The organism is Chryseobacterium sp. MMO-72, assembly GCF_037146035.1.
Lineage (GTDB): Bacteria > Bacteroidota > Bacteroidia > Flavobacteriales > Weeksellaceae > Chryseobacterium > Chryseobacterium indicum.
The window spans coordinates 157,583-174,555 of sequence record NZ_JBBCWG010000009.1; the positions used below are offsets into that span (position 1 = coordinate 157,583).

The 16,973-nt window shown below is 37.2% G+C and carries 16 protein-coding genes; 10 read left to right on the forward strand and 6 right to left on the reverse strand.

Annotated elements, in window-relative coordinates:
- Positions 1 to 44: 44 nt before the first annotated feature.
- Entirely contained in the window at positions 45 to 3,758 is a 3,714-nt protein-coding gene (locus WFH39_RS13550; protein ID WP_336690303.1) for a hypothetical protein, read from the reverse strand.
- A gap of 538 nt (positions 3,759 to 4,296) precedes the next feature.
- Here WFH39_RS13550 and WFH39_RS13555 point away from each other — a divergent pair.
- From WFH39_RS13555 to WFH39_RS13565, 3 genes are all read left to right on the forward strand, one after another.
- Positions 4,297 to 5,268 carry an ion channel gene (locus tag WFH39_RS13555; RefSeq protein WP_336690304.1) on the forward strand — a complete coding sequence of 324 codons (972 nt, stop codon included), beginning with the start codon at positions 4,297 to 4,299 and terminating at the stop codon, positions 5,266 to 5,268.
- Positions 5,269 to 5,757: a YkgJ family cysteine cluster protein gene (locus tag WFH39_RS13560; RefSeq protein ID WP_116099070.1), complete on the forward strand. Its 489-nt coding sequence runs from the start codon at positions 5,269 to 5,271 to the stop codon at positions 5,755 to 5,757.
- Between the two features lie 116 nt (positions 5,758 to 5,873).
- The gene (locus WFH39_RS13565) at positions 5,874 to 6,218 is read left to right on the forward strand and encodes a hypothetical protein (protein WP_336690305.1); all 345 of its coding nucleotides are present in this window, start codon (positions 5,874 to 5,876) and stop codon (positions 6,216 to 6,218) included.
- 217 nt (positions 6,219 to 6,435) lie between these two features.
- On the opposite strand, the gene WFH39_RS13570 is transcribed toward WFH39_RS13565, so the two are convergent.
- From WFH39_RS13570 to WFH39_RS13585, 4 genes are all read right to left on the reverse strand, one after another.
- Complete coding sequence (locus WFH39_RS13570) at positions 6,436 to 6,801, reverse strand: iron chaperone (RefSeq protein WP_336690306.1); 366 nt, start codon at positions 6,799 to 6,801, stop codon at positions 6,436 to 6,438.
- A 359-nt stretch (positions 6,802 to 7,160) separates the two neighbouring features.
- Entirely contained in the window at positions 7,161 to 8,519 is a 1,359-nt protein-coding gene (gene gdhA, locus WFH39_RS13575; RefSeq protein WP_214587691.1) for an NADP-specific glutamate dehydrogenase, read from the reverse strand.
- Between the two features lie 190 nt (positions 8,520 to 8,709).
- Positions 8,710 to 9,819 (reverse strand): DNA-processing protein DprA, encoded by a 1,110-nt coding sequence (gene dprA / locus WFH39_RS13580; protein WP_336690334.1) that lies wholly within the window; start codon positions 9,817 to 9,819, stop codon positions 8,710 to 8,712.
- A 35-nt stretch (positions 9,820 to 9,854) separates the two neighbouring features.
- Entirely contained in the window at positions 9,855 to 10,625 is a 771-nt protein-coding gene (locus WFH39_RS13585; protein WP_235132119.1) for a rhomboid family intramembrane serine protease, read from the reverse strand.
- A 246-nt stretch (positions 10,626 to 10,871) separates the two neighbouring features.
- Here WFH39_RS13585 and WFH39_RS13590 point away from each other — a divergent pair, with 246 nt between their 5' ends.
- From WFH39_RS13590 to WFH39_RS13620, 7 genes are all read left to right on the forward strand, one after another.
- Positions 10,872 to 11,801 carry a DUF3078 domain-containing protein gene (locus tag WFH39_RS13590; protein ID WP_336690307.1) on the forward strand — a complete coding sequence of 310 codons (930 nt, stop codon included), beginning with the start codon at positions 10,872 to 10,874 and terminating at the stop codon, positions 11,799 to 11,801.
- Positions 11,802 to 12,216: 415 nt separating this feature from the next.
- Positions 12,217 to 12,726, forward strand: coding sequence for a hypothetical protein (locus WFH39_RS13595; protein WP_336690308.1), 510 nt, complete (start codon positions 12,217 to 12,219; stop codon positions 12,724 to 12,726).
- A complete protein-coding gene (locus WFH39_RS13600; protein WP_336690309.1) occupies positions 12,723 to 13,070 on the forward strand; it encodes a tRNA-binding protein in 348 nt (115 codons plus the stop codon). Before WFH39_RS13595 ends, WFH39_RS13600 begins: the two co-directional genes overlap by 4 nt.
- A gap of 92 nt (positions 13,071 to 13,162) precedes the next feature.
- Positions 13,163 to 13,867 carry a 3'-5' exonuclease gene (locus tag WFH39_RS13605; protein ID WP_336690310.1) on the forward strand — a complete coding sequence of 235 codons (705 nt, stop codon included), beginning with the start codon at positions 13,163 to 13,165 and terminating at the stop codon, positions 13,865 to 13,867.
- 3 nt (positions 13,868 to 13,870) lie between these two features.
- Entirely contained in the window at positions 13,871 to 14,197 is a 327-nt protein-coding gene (locus WFH39_RS13610; RefSeq protein ID WP_087711919.1) for an SUF system Fe-S cluster assembly protein, read from the forward strand.
- Between the two features lie 160 nt (positions 14,198 to 14,357).
- Positions 14,358 to 14,747, forward strand: a complete 390-nt coding sequence (locus WFH39_RS13615; RefSeq protein WP_336690311.1) for a hypothetical protein — start codon at positions 14,358 to 14,360, stop codon at positions 14,745 to 14,747.
- A 12-nt stretch (positions 14,748 to 14,759) separates the two neighbouring features.
- Positions 14,760 to 16,064 (forward strand): C2 family cysteine protease, encoded by a 1,305-nt coding sequence (locus tag WFH39_RS13620; protein ID WP_336690312.1) that lies wholly within the window; start codon positions 14,760 to 14,762, stop codon positions 16,062 to 16,064.
- Positions 16,065 to 16,133: 69 nt separating this feature from the next.
- Here the strand turns inward: WFH39_RS13620 and WFH39_RS13625 are convergent, their stop codons facing one another.
- Positions 16,134 to 16,970: a sulfurtransferase gene (locus tag WFH39_RS13625; RefSeq protein ID WP_336690313.1), complete on the reverse strand. Its 837-nt coding sequence runs from the start codon at positions 16,968 to 16,970 to the stop codon at positions 16,134 to 16,136.
- Positions 16,971 to 16,973: the final 3 nt, after the last annotated feature.

Here is a 16,973-nt window from a genome sequence, read left to right on the forward strand (position 1 = left end):
AAGCGGTGGTTTCCCACCACTTTCAAAACAAAGTTTAACCGTTGTTATACAGGTTTAATAATTGTACTTGGCAACGTGGTCGCTCCATCACTATGAGTCAACTGCGCCTCTTCATCCAATTTGAAGCTTGTTTCAAACTCAAGTTCATCACGGTTTTCACAATTTTCCGGATAATCTTCACGGAACAGTGGAAGCGGATGCAACGGATCAACCGGTAATCCTGTAGAAGATGCCTGAAGAATCGTCAACGTTGTAGGAACTCTTGTGATCCAGTATTTCCCTTGCGGTTTTCCTTGTGGCTGTCTCATCTCATCCACGATGGACATATACATTGGATCTCCGATCACAGGAACTGCTCCGCCGTTCCAGATAATTCCTGTTTCCAAGAAGAACTGTACAGCTGCTTCAAAGCCGGGTTTTACGGTAACGATAATTCTTGCCATCCCTGCCTGAAGGAAGCTTCTGAACAAAGGATCCATGCTTTCGGTAAGGTAGAACTCCTGCCAGCTTTTACGGTTTGCCCAATAGTACGGATAGAAAGTATAATCCATGATTTCCCACTCAAATGCCTGTTCCATGAACTTTGCCAAAGCAGCATACTGATCAAGATTGTCATTCAGGTACACCTGGAAGTTATCCATTTTGGTATTATCATTCAATGCGTTTGTTGATTCATAGCCTAATGTATTTGAGTTAAGGTAATCCTGCAACAGATAAGCGATACAATTATGCTTCAGGGTATCATGCTCCATATAACGGTAGAAATTCCCCTGTCTTTCTTTTGCTTCTGCTTCTTTAGCTTTTTGTTCTTCGTCTAATCGAGCTTGTTCTTCCTGGAATTTTTTATACGCTTCTTCGTAGGCTTTAATGATAGCGTTAAAACTTTCTGTTTTCCAGTTTTGAATGAATGAATCTGAAAGTCTACAGTTTAGAGTGATCATTAATGTTACAGTAGATAAGTATTTTCCTTTGTAAGGTACTTTTACACTTCCTTCCGTATTGACTCCCCCATATGTTCCAAATGAAGTTCCGCCATTTGAAGTATAAGCTATTTCTGATCCGTTGGTTGGATGATACACCCATACTTTTGCGTTATGCCAGCCTTTTGTTCTTACATATTCCACTCTTCCGCTTAAGCTTTCACAAATATAATTTTGTGGGACAGCATATTCCATCACTCCTGTATCTCCTCCACTAACCTTAGTATCGGAAACTGACTTATTGGAATCTGGTAAACTTGTAAGGGTAACTCCATAAATCTGTGCCCAATGCTGGATTTGCTCGATAGTTGCCGATTTTGGATTTGGCATTGTCCATGCTCTTTCCGGAGCTGTTCTAGGATCTACCGGAGCTGTAAGCACCTGCGCTTTTGCAACGGCAACCGCCAGACGATGCAGTCTTGAAGGTTCAGGAACCATAAATTCAAACATAGTACGTACCCCATAATTATAAATCTGGTTTTTCATCTTCTTGTCGATCCATCTGTAAACCCCTGTAATATGTTTAGGCTGCGCTGCATCGGCATTATCCGTTTTGGTTACCCTTCCTCTGTTGTCAAATTCATGAACATTGGTTTCCGTGTATTCTTTAATGATCTTTTGTATCCTTTCTTCAGAAACTTTGGTTAAAACTCTTTCCATCGCTCTTTCCGTGATTTCCTGAGATTTAGCAACCGCCTGTCTCGTGCTGTCATGTTGAGCTGTATTGTTCGCATAGTCTGCCCCCATTTCAAATACTGTTTTACCCGCACCATAGCTGTATCTTGCATAAGCCGTGATACTCTGGTCTTTTTCAAGTTCTTTAGCCACCTCCGTCTGCATATCCGTTCTGGAAGTTTTGGTCGTATCAGAGATTTTTTCTGTTTCCTGAGACTTGGAAGTCGTATCCGTAATTTCAGAATAATCCCTTGCTACGGAAGATTTGTGTCTCAGTTCACTTGCCATCACGTTCTCAATATTGGAAACTTCTCCCGGAACATAGGCGTGAACACTCTGCACGACTTTCAGATAATCGGCAACACCTAATCTTTTGATTCCGAAGTTTCTGCGTTTCTGGATCTTTACGTTTTCCGGCTCTTCTGGATTTTCAGCTACCCCTCTAGTCAGAGTAAGCATTCCGGTTAGACTGATATCTTCTTTTGGGTACAGCTGTCCAAGATCTGCGGATGCTTTACTTCCATTATCAAAAATAATTTCTATTCTAAAATAAAGACTTGCTCTGAACTTATTGATAAGACAGGTTGGCAAAGTAATTTTATCGTTGATTACCGGAATATTGCTGAAATTTTCTTCAAAACTTCCTGCGGTATCGGTTGTAGCAATAATCTTTACAGAAGCCACACTCCATGAAGAATCTGCGACCTCAAAAGAGAAATTAACAAATCCTCCTGTTCCTGCAAATCCGAATGTATTGTGAGCATAAAAACTATATGCCATCGGTGTTCTTGCCGTACTTTGTACCACCGGAACAGACGCTCCTGCAAGGTTAACATATTGCTGCTGCTGAAGTGGTGAGCTTTCCAGAGCGGTCTGCATAGAAGAAGAAATATGACTTCCAACAATATTTAAGGCATCTGAATAACTTTCTAATTCATCATCAAGCGTGATGTTTTGGGAACCGATTCTTAAAGTATTGTCAGAAAGGATTCTGATTCCTTCTTTTACAGCTTCTTCGGAGGCTTTCTGGTGATCAAACTCTGCAAAAAGCTTGATGAAGATATCAAAAGATTCGGGGGAAAGTTTTTCCTTCAGATCCGGCAAATTGATCTCATTTTTATAAGAAAACTGAAAAGGAGCGACCTCATATCTCTTCAATTCCTCATACATCCGATTTTTTTCTTCTTCCGGAGTGTCTTCAGTGATCTTACTTTCGATTTCTGCCAGTTTTCTTTCATAGGCTTCCAGAGCTTCCCTGTTTTCTTCCTGATATCTTGCATATTCATCCTGATAAGCCTGATATGAGGATTTATGATATTTCTTCTGAAGCTTTTCCAATTCTGCGTTAAGCTTTTCCAAAGTTTCTTTTTGATGAAGTGCTTTGTTGGCAGCCAATAAAGCCTGTGTTTCAGATTTTAATCTTTGCGAAGTTCTTGCACTCAAAACATTAGCCGATGTTCCGGAAGCGGCTCTTGAAGAAACAGATCCAGCAGTAACGGCATCTTCAGAGAATAAAAACTTAGGCAAAACGATTTTCCCATCCAAGGCCTTTTCCAATGGTTTCCCTCCATTAGCATTGATAATTTCAGGATCTGCTAAATTCATACTTTGGGCAAAGCCAATATGGATTGCCATTAAAATATGGCTGATTGCTTCTTTCACATAGAAATCTCCCTGAGTAACGATCTGGAAAATATAATTGTTCCAAAGAGTTGAAAAGATTTTGATTCCATCTGCTGTAAGCTCTTTGTTCGCATCGATAAGATTTAAATAATAATCTTTTACATAGCTTAATTCATTAGCGTTAAGTTCTTCTCTTTTAGAAATCTTTCTCCCGATAATCAGAAGTTTCCCGAATTCTCCTTCTTCAATTTTCTTTTCGGTTTCAAATCCTGAATTACTGAATGTTTTTGCCGCATTTGTCATTTCTGAGAGCTTTGATGCTCTTGAAGACTTTCCTGCAACGGCAGTATCGAAAGTTCCGGTAACCCCTTTTGGTCTGTGGATAAATCCTAAATTTCGTTCTTTGGTTTCTGTAAGCTGTGGATTTCTTAAGCTCACGAACCTGAAAAGCGTCTGAGACGCATTGTTTTTTCCTGACATTTTGTAAATTTGTTTTGCATTATAAAGGTTAAGATTTGAAGCCTCTTTTTAGTAGAGTTACTTCAGGTTTTAGCCTTATTTTTTTAGGTGGTCTTCAGGCTAAAGTATGTCCACCATGAGTTTTAAATTTTCTTTTCATTTCTCTGTTTTCTATACTGCAAATATCGTCCGGCATGGCGACAAAACTCGTCGTATTAAATTGATTTATAATTATTTTCGATGAAAATTCATAGCTGATTGAAAATCAGAGAGAAAAATTTTTGAAAGATTTTTCGGAAATTTTGAAGAGAAAATTGTCTTATTTTTTAACCTTTTTCAGAAAGAAATGAAAGAATTCTACGAGCTTTCTTTTTGCCATTAAAATCAAACTGAAATTTTCATATTTTAACTAAAAATATTCATAAAGGCTTTTACAGATTTCATCACAACAATATTTTATCTTTGCATGTTGGTTTTTATTTAATGAAATAAATTGGCAGATTAACTTATTTTTAAGCTCTGTAATCAACAGAAAAACTAAAACAAAAATGATATAAAAATGGCACGGGGATTCAGAAAAAAAATTCAGCAGAAAAATACCGAAAACAGTGGTTTTGGCAGCAATCTTTCGGGAAGATTCATTAATAAGGACGGTCTTCCGAATGTCAACAGAAAGGGAGTGAATATTTTCAACAGATACAGTTGGTATCACACGATGCTGGATCTCTCTACATTCAATTTTCTTTCTTATCTGGTGATTGCTTATATTTTAGTGAATTTATTCTTTGCTTTAATTTATTATCTCATCGGAGTAGAACATTTAACAGGAATTGATAAAAGTAATCCTGTGAATGAATTCATTGATGTGTTTTTCTTCAGTTCCCAGACATTTACAACAGTAGGATACGGAAGGATTGCTCCGGTAGGTTTTACGGCAAGTCTGGTCGCTACTTTTGAGGCTTTTTTAGGATTGCTTACCTTTGCCATTGCAACGGGACTTTTCTATGGAAGATTTTCTAGACCGAGAGCGTATCTGAAGTTTTCTGATGTTGCGGTTGTCGCACCTTTTAAAGAAACTTCAGCATTAATGTTCAGGCTGGCTCCCTATAAAAACAATGCATTAACGGATGCAGATGTTGTTATTACGACAGCAATTGAAGTGATGGAAAACAGCTCTCCGAAAATTAATTTTTATCAGCTGAAAACACAGCTCAGCAAAATCAATACTTTGGCTCTGAACTGGACAATCGTACATGAAATTGATGAAGAGTCTCCGTTTTACGGGTTTTCAAAAGACGATTTTAAAAATACAGGCATTGAAATTATTGTTCATATCCGTGCTTTTGACGAGGTTTTTTCAAATACGGTAGTACAGAGAACCTCTTATGTAACCAAAGAAATCGTGTACGGTGCAAAGTTTATCCCGATGTATTATCCTGATAAAGATAATCTCTCCACGGTGCTGAATCTCGATAAAATAAGTGACTATCAAAAAGCAGAACTTCCGGTATTCATGGAAGAAGAAGAATAAATGGATTTAGAATTTTATAAAAAACAGGCATTACAAAAACAAAAGGAACATAAAAAATTTCTGGACGGGCTGAAAAAGAAACCGCCCAAAAATCTGGATTATATCGTTCAGGAAACGCATGAAGAGGTTTTTGAAAAGATAGACTGTCTGCAGTGCGCCAACTGCTGTAAAACAACGGGGCCGCTTTATACAGAAAAGGACATTGAAAGAATTTCCAAGCATCTCCGCATGAAACCTGCCGATTTTGAAGCAAAATTCCTGCGTGTAGATGAAGATAATGATAAAGTTCTTCAGAATTTACCCTGCTTTTTTTTAAATGAAGACAATACCTGCTCCATCTATGAGGTTCGTCCGAAAGCCTGCAGAGAATATCCGCACACCGACAGAAAGAAGATCTACCAGATCAATAATCTGATGATTAAAAACACCGTCATTTGTCCAGCTGCGTACGAATTTGTAGAGCGCATTATGAAAAATTTGGGAAAATGATATCCAATTCAAAATCAGTCTTAAATAATTATAAAGTCCGTTAAATAAAGACTTTACACATAATATTAGATAAAATACCACCGTTTAAATTAAACAACCATTTAAATATTAATATTATGAAGAAGTTAGTTTTAACAGCAGCGTTTACATTAGTCGGAGTAATCGCAGTATCGGCTCAGACAGGAACATCACAACAAAACCCGTCAACAAATTCTAATAATCCATCGACAACTCAGACCCAACAGAATTCACAGACAACTACCAACTGGGAAACAAACTCCGGAACGTCAAGCCAAAACCAAAATACAGGCACCACTGCTACTGTTGAAGCAACAACACCCGCCACAACAGTATCCGCAGAAACCACTGTAAATGCCAATACAGAACCTGTAACAGACACCACCAAATCCACAGACGCTATAAAAGAAGAGAAGAAATCCAAAAAGAAAAAGTCGAAGTAAGTATTTAAATTTTTAAGAAGTAGAAAGAAGATCCTGAAATGTAATGTTTCAGGATTTTTTTATATAAATATCAAACAGTATAATTTATCTTAAATAATTATAAATCAGGTTAAAAGAAGTAGAAATTATAAACTTTGTACGAAAGTTGTATTTAACATAATATCAAAATTTTGAATAAATAATCGATATGCAAATAAAGAGAATCCTGAATCATTTTTCAGGATTTTTTGTGGTTTATTTCCTCAAGTCTGAACTGAACAATTTTCTTTATTAAATTTTCAGGAAGATTATCATTTAAAGGAAACTGTACCGCTCCTTTTGAAAATTTATAGCCGTTTTCCTTAAATTCACTTTCGAATCTTTTTATTCCTTCTGCTCCGGGATAAAATCCGATATGTTTTTTATACCCTGCGAAATAGACCACCGGTCTATTTTTGTATCTGAAAGCAGGCATCTGATAACCAATATATTCTTCAATTTCAAAACTTTGTGAAAGAATCAGTTTTCTGAGATTTTCTAATTTATCCCGAATCTCCGGAAACAGGGCGATATATTCATCAATATTTTCAATTGTATTTTTCATGAATTAAATGTAATGATTTTTCACTTTTTGGAAGTTCTTATTATCATTCAGCTCGAAGCGTAGCGAAGTGAAGAATCTGTCTTTGGTTGAGACGTTGTAGATTGCTCTTATGCCCAAATGACATGAAGATGTTAATTTCATTTGAATTAAAATGATTATCATTAGCTGAATGAAATGCCTTCACGATCGAAAAATATTCAGCGTCATTCCAAAACAAGATCTTGCGAATGTAGCGTTAAAAACAAAAAAAAGCGCTGAATAATCAACGCTTTCTCCTTTCACTTTTTACTTTTTTCCCATTTATAATCCCGGGAACAGGTTATATGAAAAAAGGTCGGGAATTTCCCAACCTTTATATTTTATACTACTCCCTGAGCTAACATTGCTTCTGCAACTTTCACGAATCCGGCGATATTGGCACCTTTTACGTAGTTTACATAGCCGTCTTCTTCTTTTCCGTAGTCTCTGCACGCTTTGTGAATTCCGATCATGATCTCTTTCAGTCTAGCATCAACTTCTTCAGAAGTCCAATTCAGACGGATTGAGTTTTGCGTCATTTCAAGACCTGAAGTCGCAACACCTCCTGCGTTAGAAGCTTTCCCCGGAGAGAACAATACTTTATTGTCTAAGAAATAGTTAATTGCATCAAGTGTTGAAGGCATGTTTGCAGCTTCTGTTACACAAACGCATCCGTTTTCCACCAATAATTTAGCATCGTCAAGATCTAATTCGTTTTGGGTTGCAGAAGGGATAGCAACATCACACTTCACTTCCCAAGGACGTTTTCCTGCAAAGAATTCTGCAGAAGGGTATTTCTTCACGTAATCTTCAGCTCTGTTGTTTCCTGAAGATCTTAATTCCAAAAGATAATCGATTTTATCGCCATCGATTCCGTCTTTATCATATACATAACCGTCCGGTCCGGAAATCGTTACAACTTTCCCACCAAGTTCAGAGATTTTTTTAATAACTCCCCAAGCTACGTTTCCGAAACCTGAAACCGTTACCGTTTTATCTTTGAAAGTCTGTCCGATTGTTTTAAGCATCTGCTCTGCGAAGTAAACAACACCGTATCCTGTAGCTTCAGGACGGATTAATGAACCTCCGTACGCAAGACCTTTTCCTGTAAGAACTCCCGTAAACTCGTTTCTGATTTTCTTATACTGCCCGAATAAATATCCGATCTCTCTTGCTCCTACTCCGATGTCTCCTGCAGGAACGTCTGTTTCAGGACCAATGTGTTTGCACATTTCCGTCATGAAAGCCTGGCAGAAACGCATAACTTCCATATCGGATTTCCCTTGCGGATCAAAGTCTGAACCTCCTTTTCCACCTCCCATCGGAAGCGTAGTTAAAGAGTTTTTAAACACCTGCTCGAACGCTAAAAATTTAAGAACAGAAAGGTTTACGGTAGGATGGAAACGGATTCCTCCTTTGTATGGTCCGATCGCAGAATTCATCTGGATTCTGAACCCTCTGTTTACCTGGATTTCTCCTTTATCGTCAACCCATGGAACTCTGAAGATGATAATTCTTTCAGCTTCCGCCATTCTTTCAAGAAGCTTCATTCCCGTATATTCCTTTTTCGTTAAGATAAACGGAATTACAGTTACCGCAACTTCTTTTACTGCTTGTAAAAATTCTGGCTCATTAGGGTTTTTTGCCTCAATTTTTGCTATAAATTCTTGGATTTTCTGGTCAATATTATATTGTTCCATATATTAGGGTTGAATATTATTGCCAACAAATTTAATTTTTTTTTCAAGATTCACAACACCCTAAATAACAATTGTTGAAAATTTAATAATATAATGACTTAATATTATTAAATCAGCAATTCAATCATTAATTTTATTAAAAATTAAATGTTATGTTTAAAATAATGCAATATTAAGAAATCGTTAATTGTCAGGTTGCTAAAAATTGTCTCCCCGAAAGTGATTTTACCTTCCCCAAAAGTTCCAATTCTAAAATAACCGGTAAAATTTTGTGTGAGGAAAGGTCTGTTTTATCAGCAAGATCATCCAGAGAAATGTATGGATTTTCAGATATTATTTTAACTATTTCATTTTGATTTTCAGTTAATTGGATTGAAATTTCACTATGAGGAAATAATTCTCCCGTTCTGCCCTCCGGATTATTAAATCCTAAATTTTCAACCAGATCTTTTATCGTGGAAATTGCCGAAGCTTTGTTCTGAAAAATCAGATGATTACAGCCTTGGCTATGCTTATCTGTAATCTTTCCAGGAAGCGCAAATACTTCGCGGTTATACTGATTGGCAAACGTTGCTGTACTGATTGAACCACCTCCAAAAGCTGTTTCCACCACAATTGTCGCAGGAGAAATTCCGGCAACAATTCTGTTTCTCTGAATAAAATTTTCGCGGTCCGGCTTCTTGGATGAATTGAATTCTGTAAATAAAGTTCCTCCTTCTTCAAGAATTTTTTCGGATAATTTTTTATTTTTTGAAGGATATAATGTATGAAAACCATGCGCTAAAACCGCAACCGTAGAAACCTGATGATGAAGAGACTGCTCATGAACTTCTTTATCTACTCCCAAAGCCAGACCGCTCACAGAAATAAAATTACAGGATGATGTTTCCTTAAAAAAATCTTCAATAAATTGTTTTCCGTAGGAAGTCATATTTCTAGTTCCGACCATGCTTATTTTTGGTTTAGCATCATCAAAATGTCCTTTTTGGTAAAGAATTACAGGAGCATCATCACATTCGTTTAAGAGTTTAGGAAGATCGTGGAGATGTCTTAGATTAATTTTGATCTGATTGGTCTCACAAAACTTCAGTTCATTTTCAGCAAACTTCAGATGAGCAGGATTTCCGATGTCTGAAATTATTTTAGAACCGAATCCGTCCAGCTTTTTGTATTCTTTTTTGGCATTTTCCCATGCATTTTTGGCACTTCCGAAAATACGCACAAGCTTATAAAAATTGATATCTCCGATTAAATTACACTCGCGCAGAGCAATGGAATAAAGATGTTCTTCAGAATACATTTGTGTTGTTTTCACAAATGTAGAAATTTTTAAAATTATTTACCTCTCAGTTCATCCAGTCTTTCCCAGATATCGTCTTTCTTTTTGTAAGGCAGCTCCATAAAATCTTCGGGATGGTTTTCTTTGTATTCCTGCCAGAGTTTATCATCTTTTTCACTGTAATAGTTTGGAAATTCCCAGATGAATTTTTTCTTTTTATCGCCTACTTTCTTAAATAATAGAGCCAGAATTACTCCCACAATTCCACCTGCAAGATGCGCCTGCCAAGAAATTTTGCTGGGTTCCTGAAGATTGGAGAAAAGTTCTTCGGGAAGCATTCCCCAGATCAGACTTCCATAGTACAGAACGACCAACAGAGAAATCGTGAGCAGTTTCATATTCCATTTAAAAACCCCGCTGAAAAAAAGGAAAAACGCAAGAACATAGACTACTCCACTCGCTCCGATGGTACAGGTATAAAGATAATCTCCCGTCATGATATCTATTGGCGGAAGAAGCCAAACCAGAAATCCTGTAGCGAGCCAGCCCGTGATAAACACTTTATTGGCAACCAAAGGATAAAACTGATACAGTAAAAACATAAGCACCGCGATCGGGATAGAGTTTCCCACAATATGTTCTAGATTGCCGTGTAAAAGCGGTGACGTTATAATTCCCAATAAGCCTTCCGGCAACAATGGAATGATCGCCCCGAAACAGCTCTGAAAAAAGCCCTGCATCTGTAAAAAGAAACCCAGCCACATTGCTGCAAGCATAAGCAAAGGATAAAGCAGCGCTTTTTTGGAAATTATATTGTTTTTTAACATGAAGATTCTACGTCAAATGAAAAGCCAAGGATAAATTTCGGAAAAATTGTCGATGAAAAATCTATTCAAAAATTTATTTCAGCCAAAAAGTAATGATTTTCACTGCTTTTTAAACAAAAGTTCTCTGTTTTGTCATTGAAATTTAAAAAGTAAAGGCTGAAAACCATTCTTAAAACTGAATTTCCTTCCATAAAATTTATATTTAATATTTTTGTAAGGAATTTTGTATAATGAAATCCTGAACTCATGAAGAAGTTTTTATTCGCACTCTCTCTTTCTCTGGGAATTTTCGCCAATGCACAGGTTGTTATTACAGACACCGCAGCCATTAAAGCAGATACCATTAAACACTGGTCGGTTTTAGGAAAACAGTCGCTGATGATTAATCAGGCAGCATTTTCTAACTGGGTCGGCGGAGGAGCCAACAATGTGGGATGGCTTGCTGCGCTGGATTATAACATCACGTATGAGAAAGATAAAGATCTTTGGGAAAACATCATTCTTTTGAATTACGGACAAAATGATACCAAAGGTCTTGGTGTAAGAAAAACTCAGGACGTTATTAATGTTTCCACTAATTATGGAAGGAAGTTTTCAAAAAGCTGGTATCTTTCTGTAGGAGCGGGTCTGATTTCTCAGTTTTCTGCGGGATATGAGGACGGAAATAATCCGGAAGCAAAAAAAATATCCAATTTTATGGCTCCCGGTTATCTGAATGTCGGGATGGGGATTACCTACAGACCCAATGACAATATTAATGTAACCCTTCGTCCGAGCAACGCGAGATGGGCTTTTGTGTTGGATAGAGATCTTCAGCTTGCAGGAAATTACGGTTTAAAAGCTGATGGCGATTCATCAATTTTACAATATGGTTTTCTGGGAACAGCCTATTATAAATTCAATTTGATGGAGAACGTAAATATTACCAATACAGCATCCGTTTTCTCCAATTATCTGGATCATCCGGAAAGACTGGTTCTGGCGTATGGAATGATCTTAAATTTAAAGGTTAATAAATTTATATCGTCCAACATTACTGTAGATGTAATGTACGACCATAATCAGGTTCAGAAAACACAGCTGAAACAGACATTGGGCGTTGGTTTTGCCTATACTTTAAACAACGGCGTGAAACGTTCCGACAGAAAGGACAGCCAATGGTGGATTAAAAAGTAACCGTCATATTCATACATCAAAAAGAGCCGGATCTTTGACCCGGCTCTTGCAAATTTAAATTGAACTATAACTGTGTAAAAATTCCGGATAGTTTAAATTAAAATTCAGAATCTTTTCACAGTTTGTAGCATAAAATTTAAAATGTTACAAAAAATTCTCGATGTAAAATCGCTTCTGAAAAATCAGAAAATTTCCTGTAACATTTTTTCTTTTTTCCTACTAACTCGGCGAGTAAAAATAAAATTTTTCATTATCATTTATGTGTTTTTAGCAACCTTCTATTCTTTTTAGGAGGTTTTTTGTTATACATTCAGGATGTTGTTAAAAAATAAAACATGATGATCTTTAACGAAAATCGAATGAAATAATTCTTAAGTTTCAGGATTTTAATACATTTGTTAAAACATATTAAAAGATGAATTTCGAACAGGTTGCTTTACACTTAGAAGCTTACAGGGAACACGACCAGATCATTGATGCAGCAGAATACATTATCCGCTCCTTCAATCTCGAACACGACAACTTCGAAGGATTTGGTCTTCGCGATGAGGTTTTTCCAAACTCTCTTGTCTTAACAGCAGAAGGTGTTTTAGGAAGTCCCCAGAAAGTAATGATCCCTAAAAATTTATTCGATTTTGATCTGAATCTGGTTTTAAATTTAATTGCCCACGAAATGCTGCATGTAAGACAGAAAGCTCCGGGACACGTTATTGAAGAAAAAAGCGAAAGGGAATTTCAGGCATATTACGAAATGCTTTTTCATAAGGTTTTTCCGCAGATTCCTGAAGTATCCGATTTTTATAAAAAAGATTTCGGCAACAAAGCACTTGAATATTATAAAAGAATGGGCGAAGGCTCTGAACTGCAGAAAAAGTATGCTGAACAGAAACTTGAAGTAGAACAATTAATCAACACATTATCATGATTGTAAAACCCGAAATTTCGTGGGAAGATTTCGAAAAAATAGACATCCGATGCGGAACCATTGTTTCTGTGAACGATTTTGAGAAAGCAAGAAATCCATCTTATCAGCTAGAAATAGATTTTGGAGATTTAGGCGTTAAAAAATCATCCGCTCAGATTACTTCGTTATATCAGAAGGAAGAACTGATCGGTCAGCAGATTTTGGCAGTGGTCAATTTTCCTAAGAAACAGATCGCCAATTTTTTCAGCGAATGTCTGGTTTTGGGTGTTTACGGAGAAGATAAAAAAGACGTTACCCTTTTAACCCCTTCATTGCCGGCAAAGAACGGAATGCAGGTAGGATAAGTTTTTAAAAACATCTGTGAATACAGGAAAACCTCACAGGTTTTTGAAACCTGTGAGGTTTAGTTTCTAACAAATCATTACGAAGAATAAAAATGATACAGCATATTCCTTTAGAAAGAGTTTTATTTCTTGATATTGAAACGGTTCCGGGATTTGGATTGTGGGAAGAACTTTCGGAAGCCGAACAGAAACTTTGGGATAAAAAAACGAGATTCCAGAGAAAAGATGAGGTTTCTCCGGAAGAATTTTATGTGGAAAGAGCCGGAATTATGGCAGAATTCGGGAAGATCATCTGCATTACCATCGGAATGATCGAAAAAAACGATACGCTGAAGATCAAAAGCTTTGCGGGTGACGATGAAAAAAAATTACTTCTGGAATTTGGTGAAATTTTTAACAGCCCGAGACTTCGCGACGTCATTTTATGCGCACATAACGGAAAAGAATTCGACTTTCCGTGGATTGCCAGAAGATATTTAATTAATGGAATGATGCCTCCTACTCCGTTTCAGATGTTCGGAAAAAAGCCTTGGGAAATTCCGCATATCGATACCATGGAGCTTTGGAAGTTCGGGGATTACAAAAGTTTTGTGTCTCTGGAACTGTTGGCTCATGTTTTCGGAATTCCCACTCCAAAAGATGATATTGACGGCTCAATGGTTTCATCAATCTACTACATAGAGAAAGACTTGCAAAGAATAGTTGACTATTGTGAAAAAGATGTCTTAACTTTGGCGAATGTTTTCCGGCGCATGCGTCAGGAAGATTTGTTGAAAAGGTACATCAATTTAGATTAAAAAATGAAATTTACAGACGATCAGATTGCTGACATCGGTGAGGAAATCATCGGTGTTTTAAAAACCGTGTATGACCCTGAAATTCCCGTAGATATCTATGAACTTGGGTTGGTTTATGATGTTCAGATCTCCGATGAAGCGGACGTAAAAATTATCATGACGTTAACAACGCCTAACTGTCCGGTTGCAGAAACGCTTCCGCAGGAGGTAAAAGATAAGGTTGCAGAAGTGGAAAATGTAAAAAGCGTAGACTTAGAGCTTACCTTTGAACCAAGCTGGAACAAAGATATGATGAGCGAAGAAGCTAAATTTGAGCTTGGAATGCTTTAAAATTTAATTTCTTTAAACAATTTTTCCATTAAAAAATAATGAGCTGTTTCATTTTGAAGCAGCTTTTTTTATTTTCCGTTTTTTCCCCATATACATTTCGTGAAATCCCTAACATACAGAATATGAATCTGATATAATTTTGTTTTCAGAAATCAACAGTATGAAAGCCAATACCATCATCGTATCATTCAATAACGGAAGTGTTCCGCCACAGTATGCTTACCGATATCAGATTTTATTTTCCGAACAGGACGGAAATGCCGAGCTGAAAATCTTCAGAGGTTACGAAACGAATGAAAAAATGATTGTATCTGAGCAAATAAAATTCAACACAGAAATTTTTCTTCAGCTTCTTTCTTTAATCAGCAAAATAAAAGATTCTGTAAAAGATCCTTCAATGGTGGGAGGAAGCCAGAGAATGATTGAGGTGAATTCAAAAAAAATCGAGATCCATCCGGATGATGATTTCGGAGTTTCTCTGTTCAACCGGTTTTTATATCTGTACAATCCCGATTTCATCAACCAAATTAATTCTAACCTTAACCTTTAAAAACCAATTATCATGGACCAAGCACCTAAAGAACTGTTTGTAGGAGTTATTAATCCTTATGCACTAACTGAAGCCATCACCGGCAGAACATTCGACTGGAAAGACACAAAATCGTATCAAATCCTTGAGGAAACCCTGGAAACCAATTACGCAGAACTGTTCGACATTAAATTTAATTCTCCTTTGTATGCCGGACTGCAGCTTAACAGCGACAACACTGTAAAAGTTATGAAATCTGATGATATTAAAGTAAGAGCTGCAGATAAGCTGGAAACTGTAAATCTTTCGAATATTAAAACGCTCAATGATTTTTCAGGTACCGGAATAAAAGACCTGAACAGCATCGCTGTAAAAAATGCCAGATTAGACAAAGGTGATGTAAAAGTAGTACTGAATATCCCAAAGCTGAATAACACCATCAGCAATAAAGTACTCTCCCCTTCTATTAAAAATATCATTTTCGGGATAGGAAATGCCAACGGATGGACTCCTGCAGGAACTTCGTGGAGCGACAGAGGAAATTTCTTCAATGACGTTACCGAATATAATGACCCGATTCAGGGTGCAGTTGCCAACTGTTATTTTATTGCCGCCATTTCTGCTATTGCATGGGCAGATCCTTATACTATTCAGCATAAAGTGAGAGCCACCGGAACCGGAGAAACAGACCGTACCAATGCCATCCAGTTTTTTACCAAAGGCGGAGGAAAAGATGCGGCAACAAGACTTGTGGAAGTTACTGATAATACGATTATTAACTCTTCCAACAACAATCCTGTATATTGCCGAAGCAACGATGCGGGAGAAATCTGGCCGGCTGTTTACGAAAAAGCCTTTGCCAAATGGATCACGAATGTAAATGACGATAAACCGGATATTTCTAAAACGGCTTTCGGAGATCCTGCAAAAGCTGTTGCACAACTTACGAACAAAACACCGTATTATTATTACACTTCACCGAGAACTGCGCTTGATCTTTTCGGCGTAGTAAGAGAAAACTCGATGAGCTGCAAGACCATTAATCCGATGGTTGCATGGACGTACGGATCAGGAAAAGATTATACCGGATCTAATATCGTTGGAAATCATGCTTATACGGTTTTAGGATGGTCTACTTTCAATGGAAAGAACTACATCATCCTGAGAAATCCGTGGGGAGTTACCGAACCGAATGGTTTGAATTCTTATCAGGGACTTATCAGCTTTTTCGACGGAAGTTTCTGGAGACCGATTAACATGATTGGAAACGACGGCGTTTTCGCACTGGAAATCAATGCCTTTAAAAATTATTTTGAAGCTTTAGCTGTTACAAAATAGAGAAAAATTCACCTTTTTATTAACCAACCCTTCACTTCAGCTTTCACAGATTTCGGTCTGTGGAAGCTTTTATAATTCTGTGGCAATTTCTTTCCCTTCTCTTCTGCTCCACTCGCTCCATGATCCTACATACAGATTCGGGATTTTGAATCCTGCGTAATCCAAAGCCAGAATAGTATGACAGGCCGTTACTCCGGAACCACAATGAATGATCAGATTTTCGGGCTTTCCTTCAAGCAATTTTGAATATTTTTCTCTTAAAATTTCCGGTGAAAGGAAGTTTCCGTTTTCATCAAGATTTTCAGAAAAAGGAATATTAATTGCTCCGGGAATATGTCCTGCAAGGAGATCAATCGGCTCAGATTCGCCTCTGTAACGGTATGAATCTCTTACATCTATAACCGTCGATGATTGTTTTGTTAATTCATTTTCAACAGTTTCCAGATCTGAAACAGGAAGAAGCCAGCTTTCTTTATGAATCAGGTCCGCTTTTTCGAAAGATTCTTCGCCGGAAGAAAATTCAACCCCTTCTTTTTCAGCATTCTGAAATCCGCCATCCAGAACCTGAACGTTCTCAAAACCGAAAGCTTTCAGCATCCACCAAGCTCTTGCAGCAGCGTTTGATCCGTTTTTATCATCGTAAACAACAATATGGTTATTTTCTGAAATTCCCAGATTTGAAATTGTCTCTGCAAATTTTTTAATTTCCGGAAGAGGGTGTCTTCCTCCAAAAGCAGCGTTCTCACCGATTTCAGCAAGATCTTTATCCAGATCAATAAATCTCGCTCCTTTAATATGTTTATTCAGATAATTTTGATAAACGTCTTTTCCTGCTCTTGCATCAAGAATGATAAGATTTTCTGTTGGAAGATTTTTTAGTTCTGAAGGTGAGATAATGGATTGCATATT

Excerpts from the sequence above, each read along its gene's own strand:
- WFH39_RS13550 (WP_336690303.1), bottom strand. The coding sequence starts at position 3,758 with ATGTCAGGAAAAAACAATGCGTCTCAGACGCTTTTCAGGTTCGTGAGC.
- WFH39_RS13555 (WP_336690304.1), top strand. The coding sequence starts at position 4,297 with ATGGCACGGGGATTCAGAAAAAAAATTCAGCAGAAAAATACCGAAAAC.
- WFH39_RS13560 (WP_116099070.1), top strand. The coding sequence starts at position 5,269 with ATGGATTTAGAATTTTATAAAAAACAGGCATTACAAAAACAAAAGGAA.
- WFH39_RS13565 (WP_336690305.1), top strand. The coding sequence starts at position 5,874 with ATGAAGAAGTTAGTTTTAACAGCAGCGTTTACATTAGTCGGAGTAATC.
- WFH39_RS13570 (WP_336690306.1), bottom strand. The coding sequence starts at position 6,801 with ATGAAAAATACAATTGAAAATATTGATGAATATATCGCCCTGTTTCCG.
- gdhA (WP_214587691.1), bottom strand. The coding sequence starts at position 8,519 with ATGGAACAATATAATATTGACCAGAAAATCCAAGAATTTATAGCAAAA.
- dprA (WP_336690334.1), bottom strand. The coding sequence starts at position 9,819 with ATGTATTCTGAAGAACATCTTTATTCCATTGCTCTGCGCGAGTGTAAT.
- WFH39_RS13585 (WP_235132119.1), bottom strand. The coding sequence starts at position 10,625 with ATGTTAAAAAACAATATAATTTCCAAAAAAGCGCTGCTTTATCCTTTG.
- WFH39_RS13590 (WP_336690307.1), top strand. The coding sequence starts at position 10,872 with ATGAAGAAGTTTTTATTCGCACTCTCTCTTTCTCTGGGAATTTTCGCC.
- WFH39_RS13595 (WP_336690308.1), top strand. The coding sequence starts at position 12,217 with ATGAATTTCGAACAGGTTGCTTTACACTTAGAAGCTTACAGGGAACAC.
- WFH39_RS13600 (WP_336690309.1), top strand. The coding sequence starts at position 12,723 with ATGATTGTAAAACCCGAAATTTCGTGGGAAGATTTCGAAAAAATAGAC.
- WFH39_RS13605 (WP_336690310.1), top strand. The coding sequence starts at position 13,163 with ATGATACAGCATATTCCTTTAGAAAGAGTTTTATTTCTTGATATTGAA.
- WFH39_RS13610 (WP_087711919.1), top strand. The coding sequence starts at position 13,871 with ATGAAATTTACAGACGATCAGATTGCTGACATCGGTGAGGAAATCATC.
- WFH39_RS13615 (WP_336690311.1), top strand. The coding sequence starts at position 14,358 with ATGAAAGCCAATACCATCATCGTATCATTCAATAACGGAAGTGTTCCG.
- WFH39_RS13620 (WP_336690312.1), top strand. The coding sequence starts at position 14,760 with ATGGACCAAGCACCTAAAGAACTGTTTGTAGGAGTTATTAATCCTTAT.
- WFH39_RS13625 (WP_336690313.1), bottom strand. The coding sequence starts at position 16,970 with ATGCAATCCATTATCTCACCTTCAGAACTAAAAAATCTTCCAACAGAA.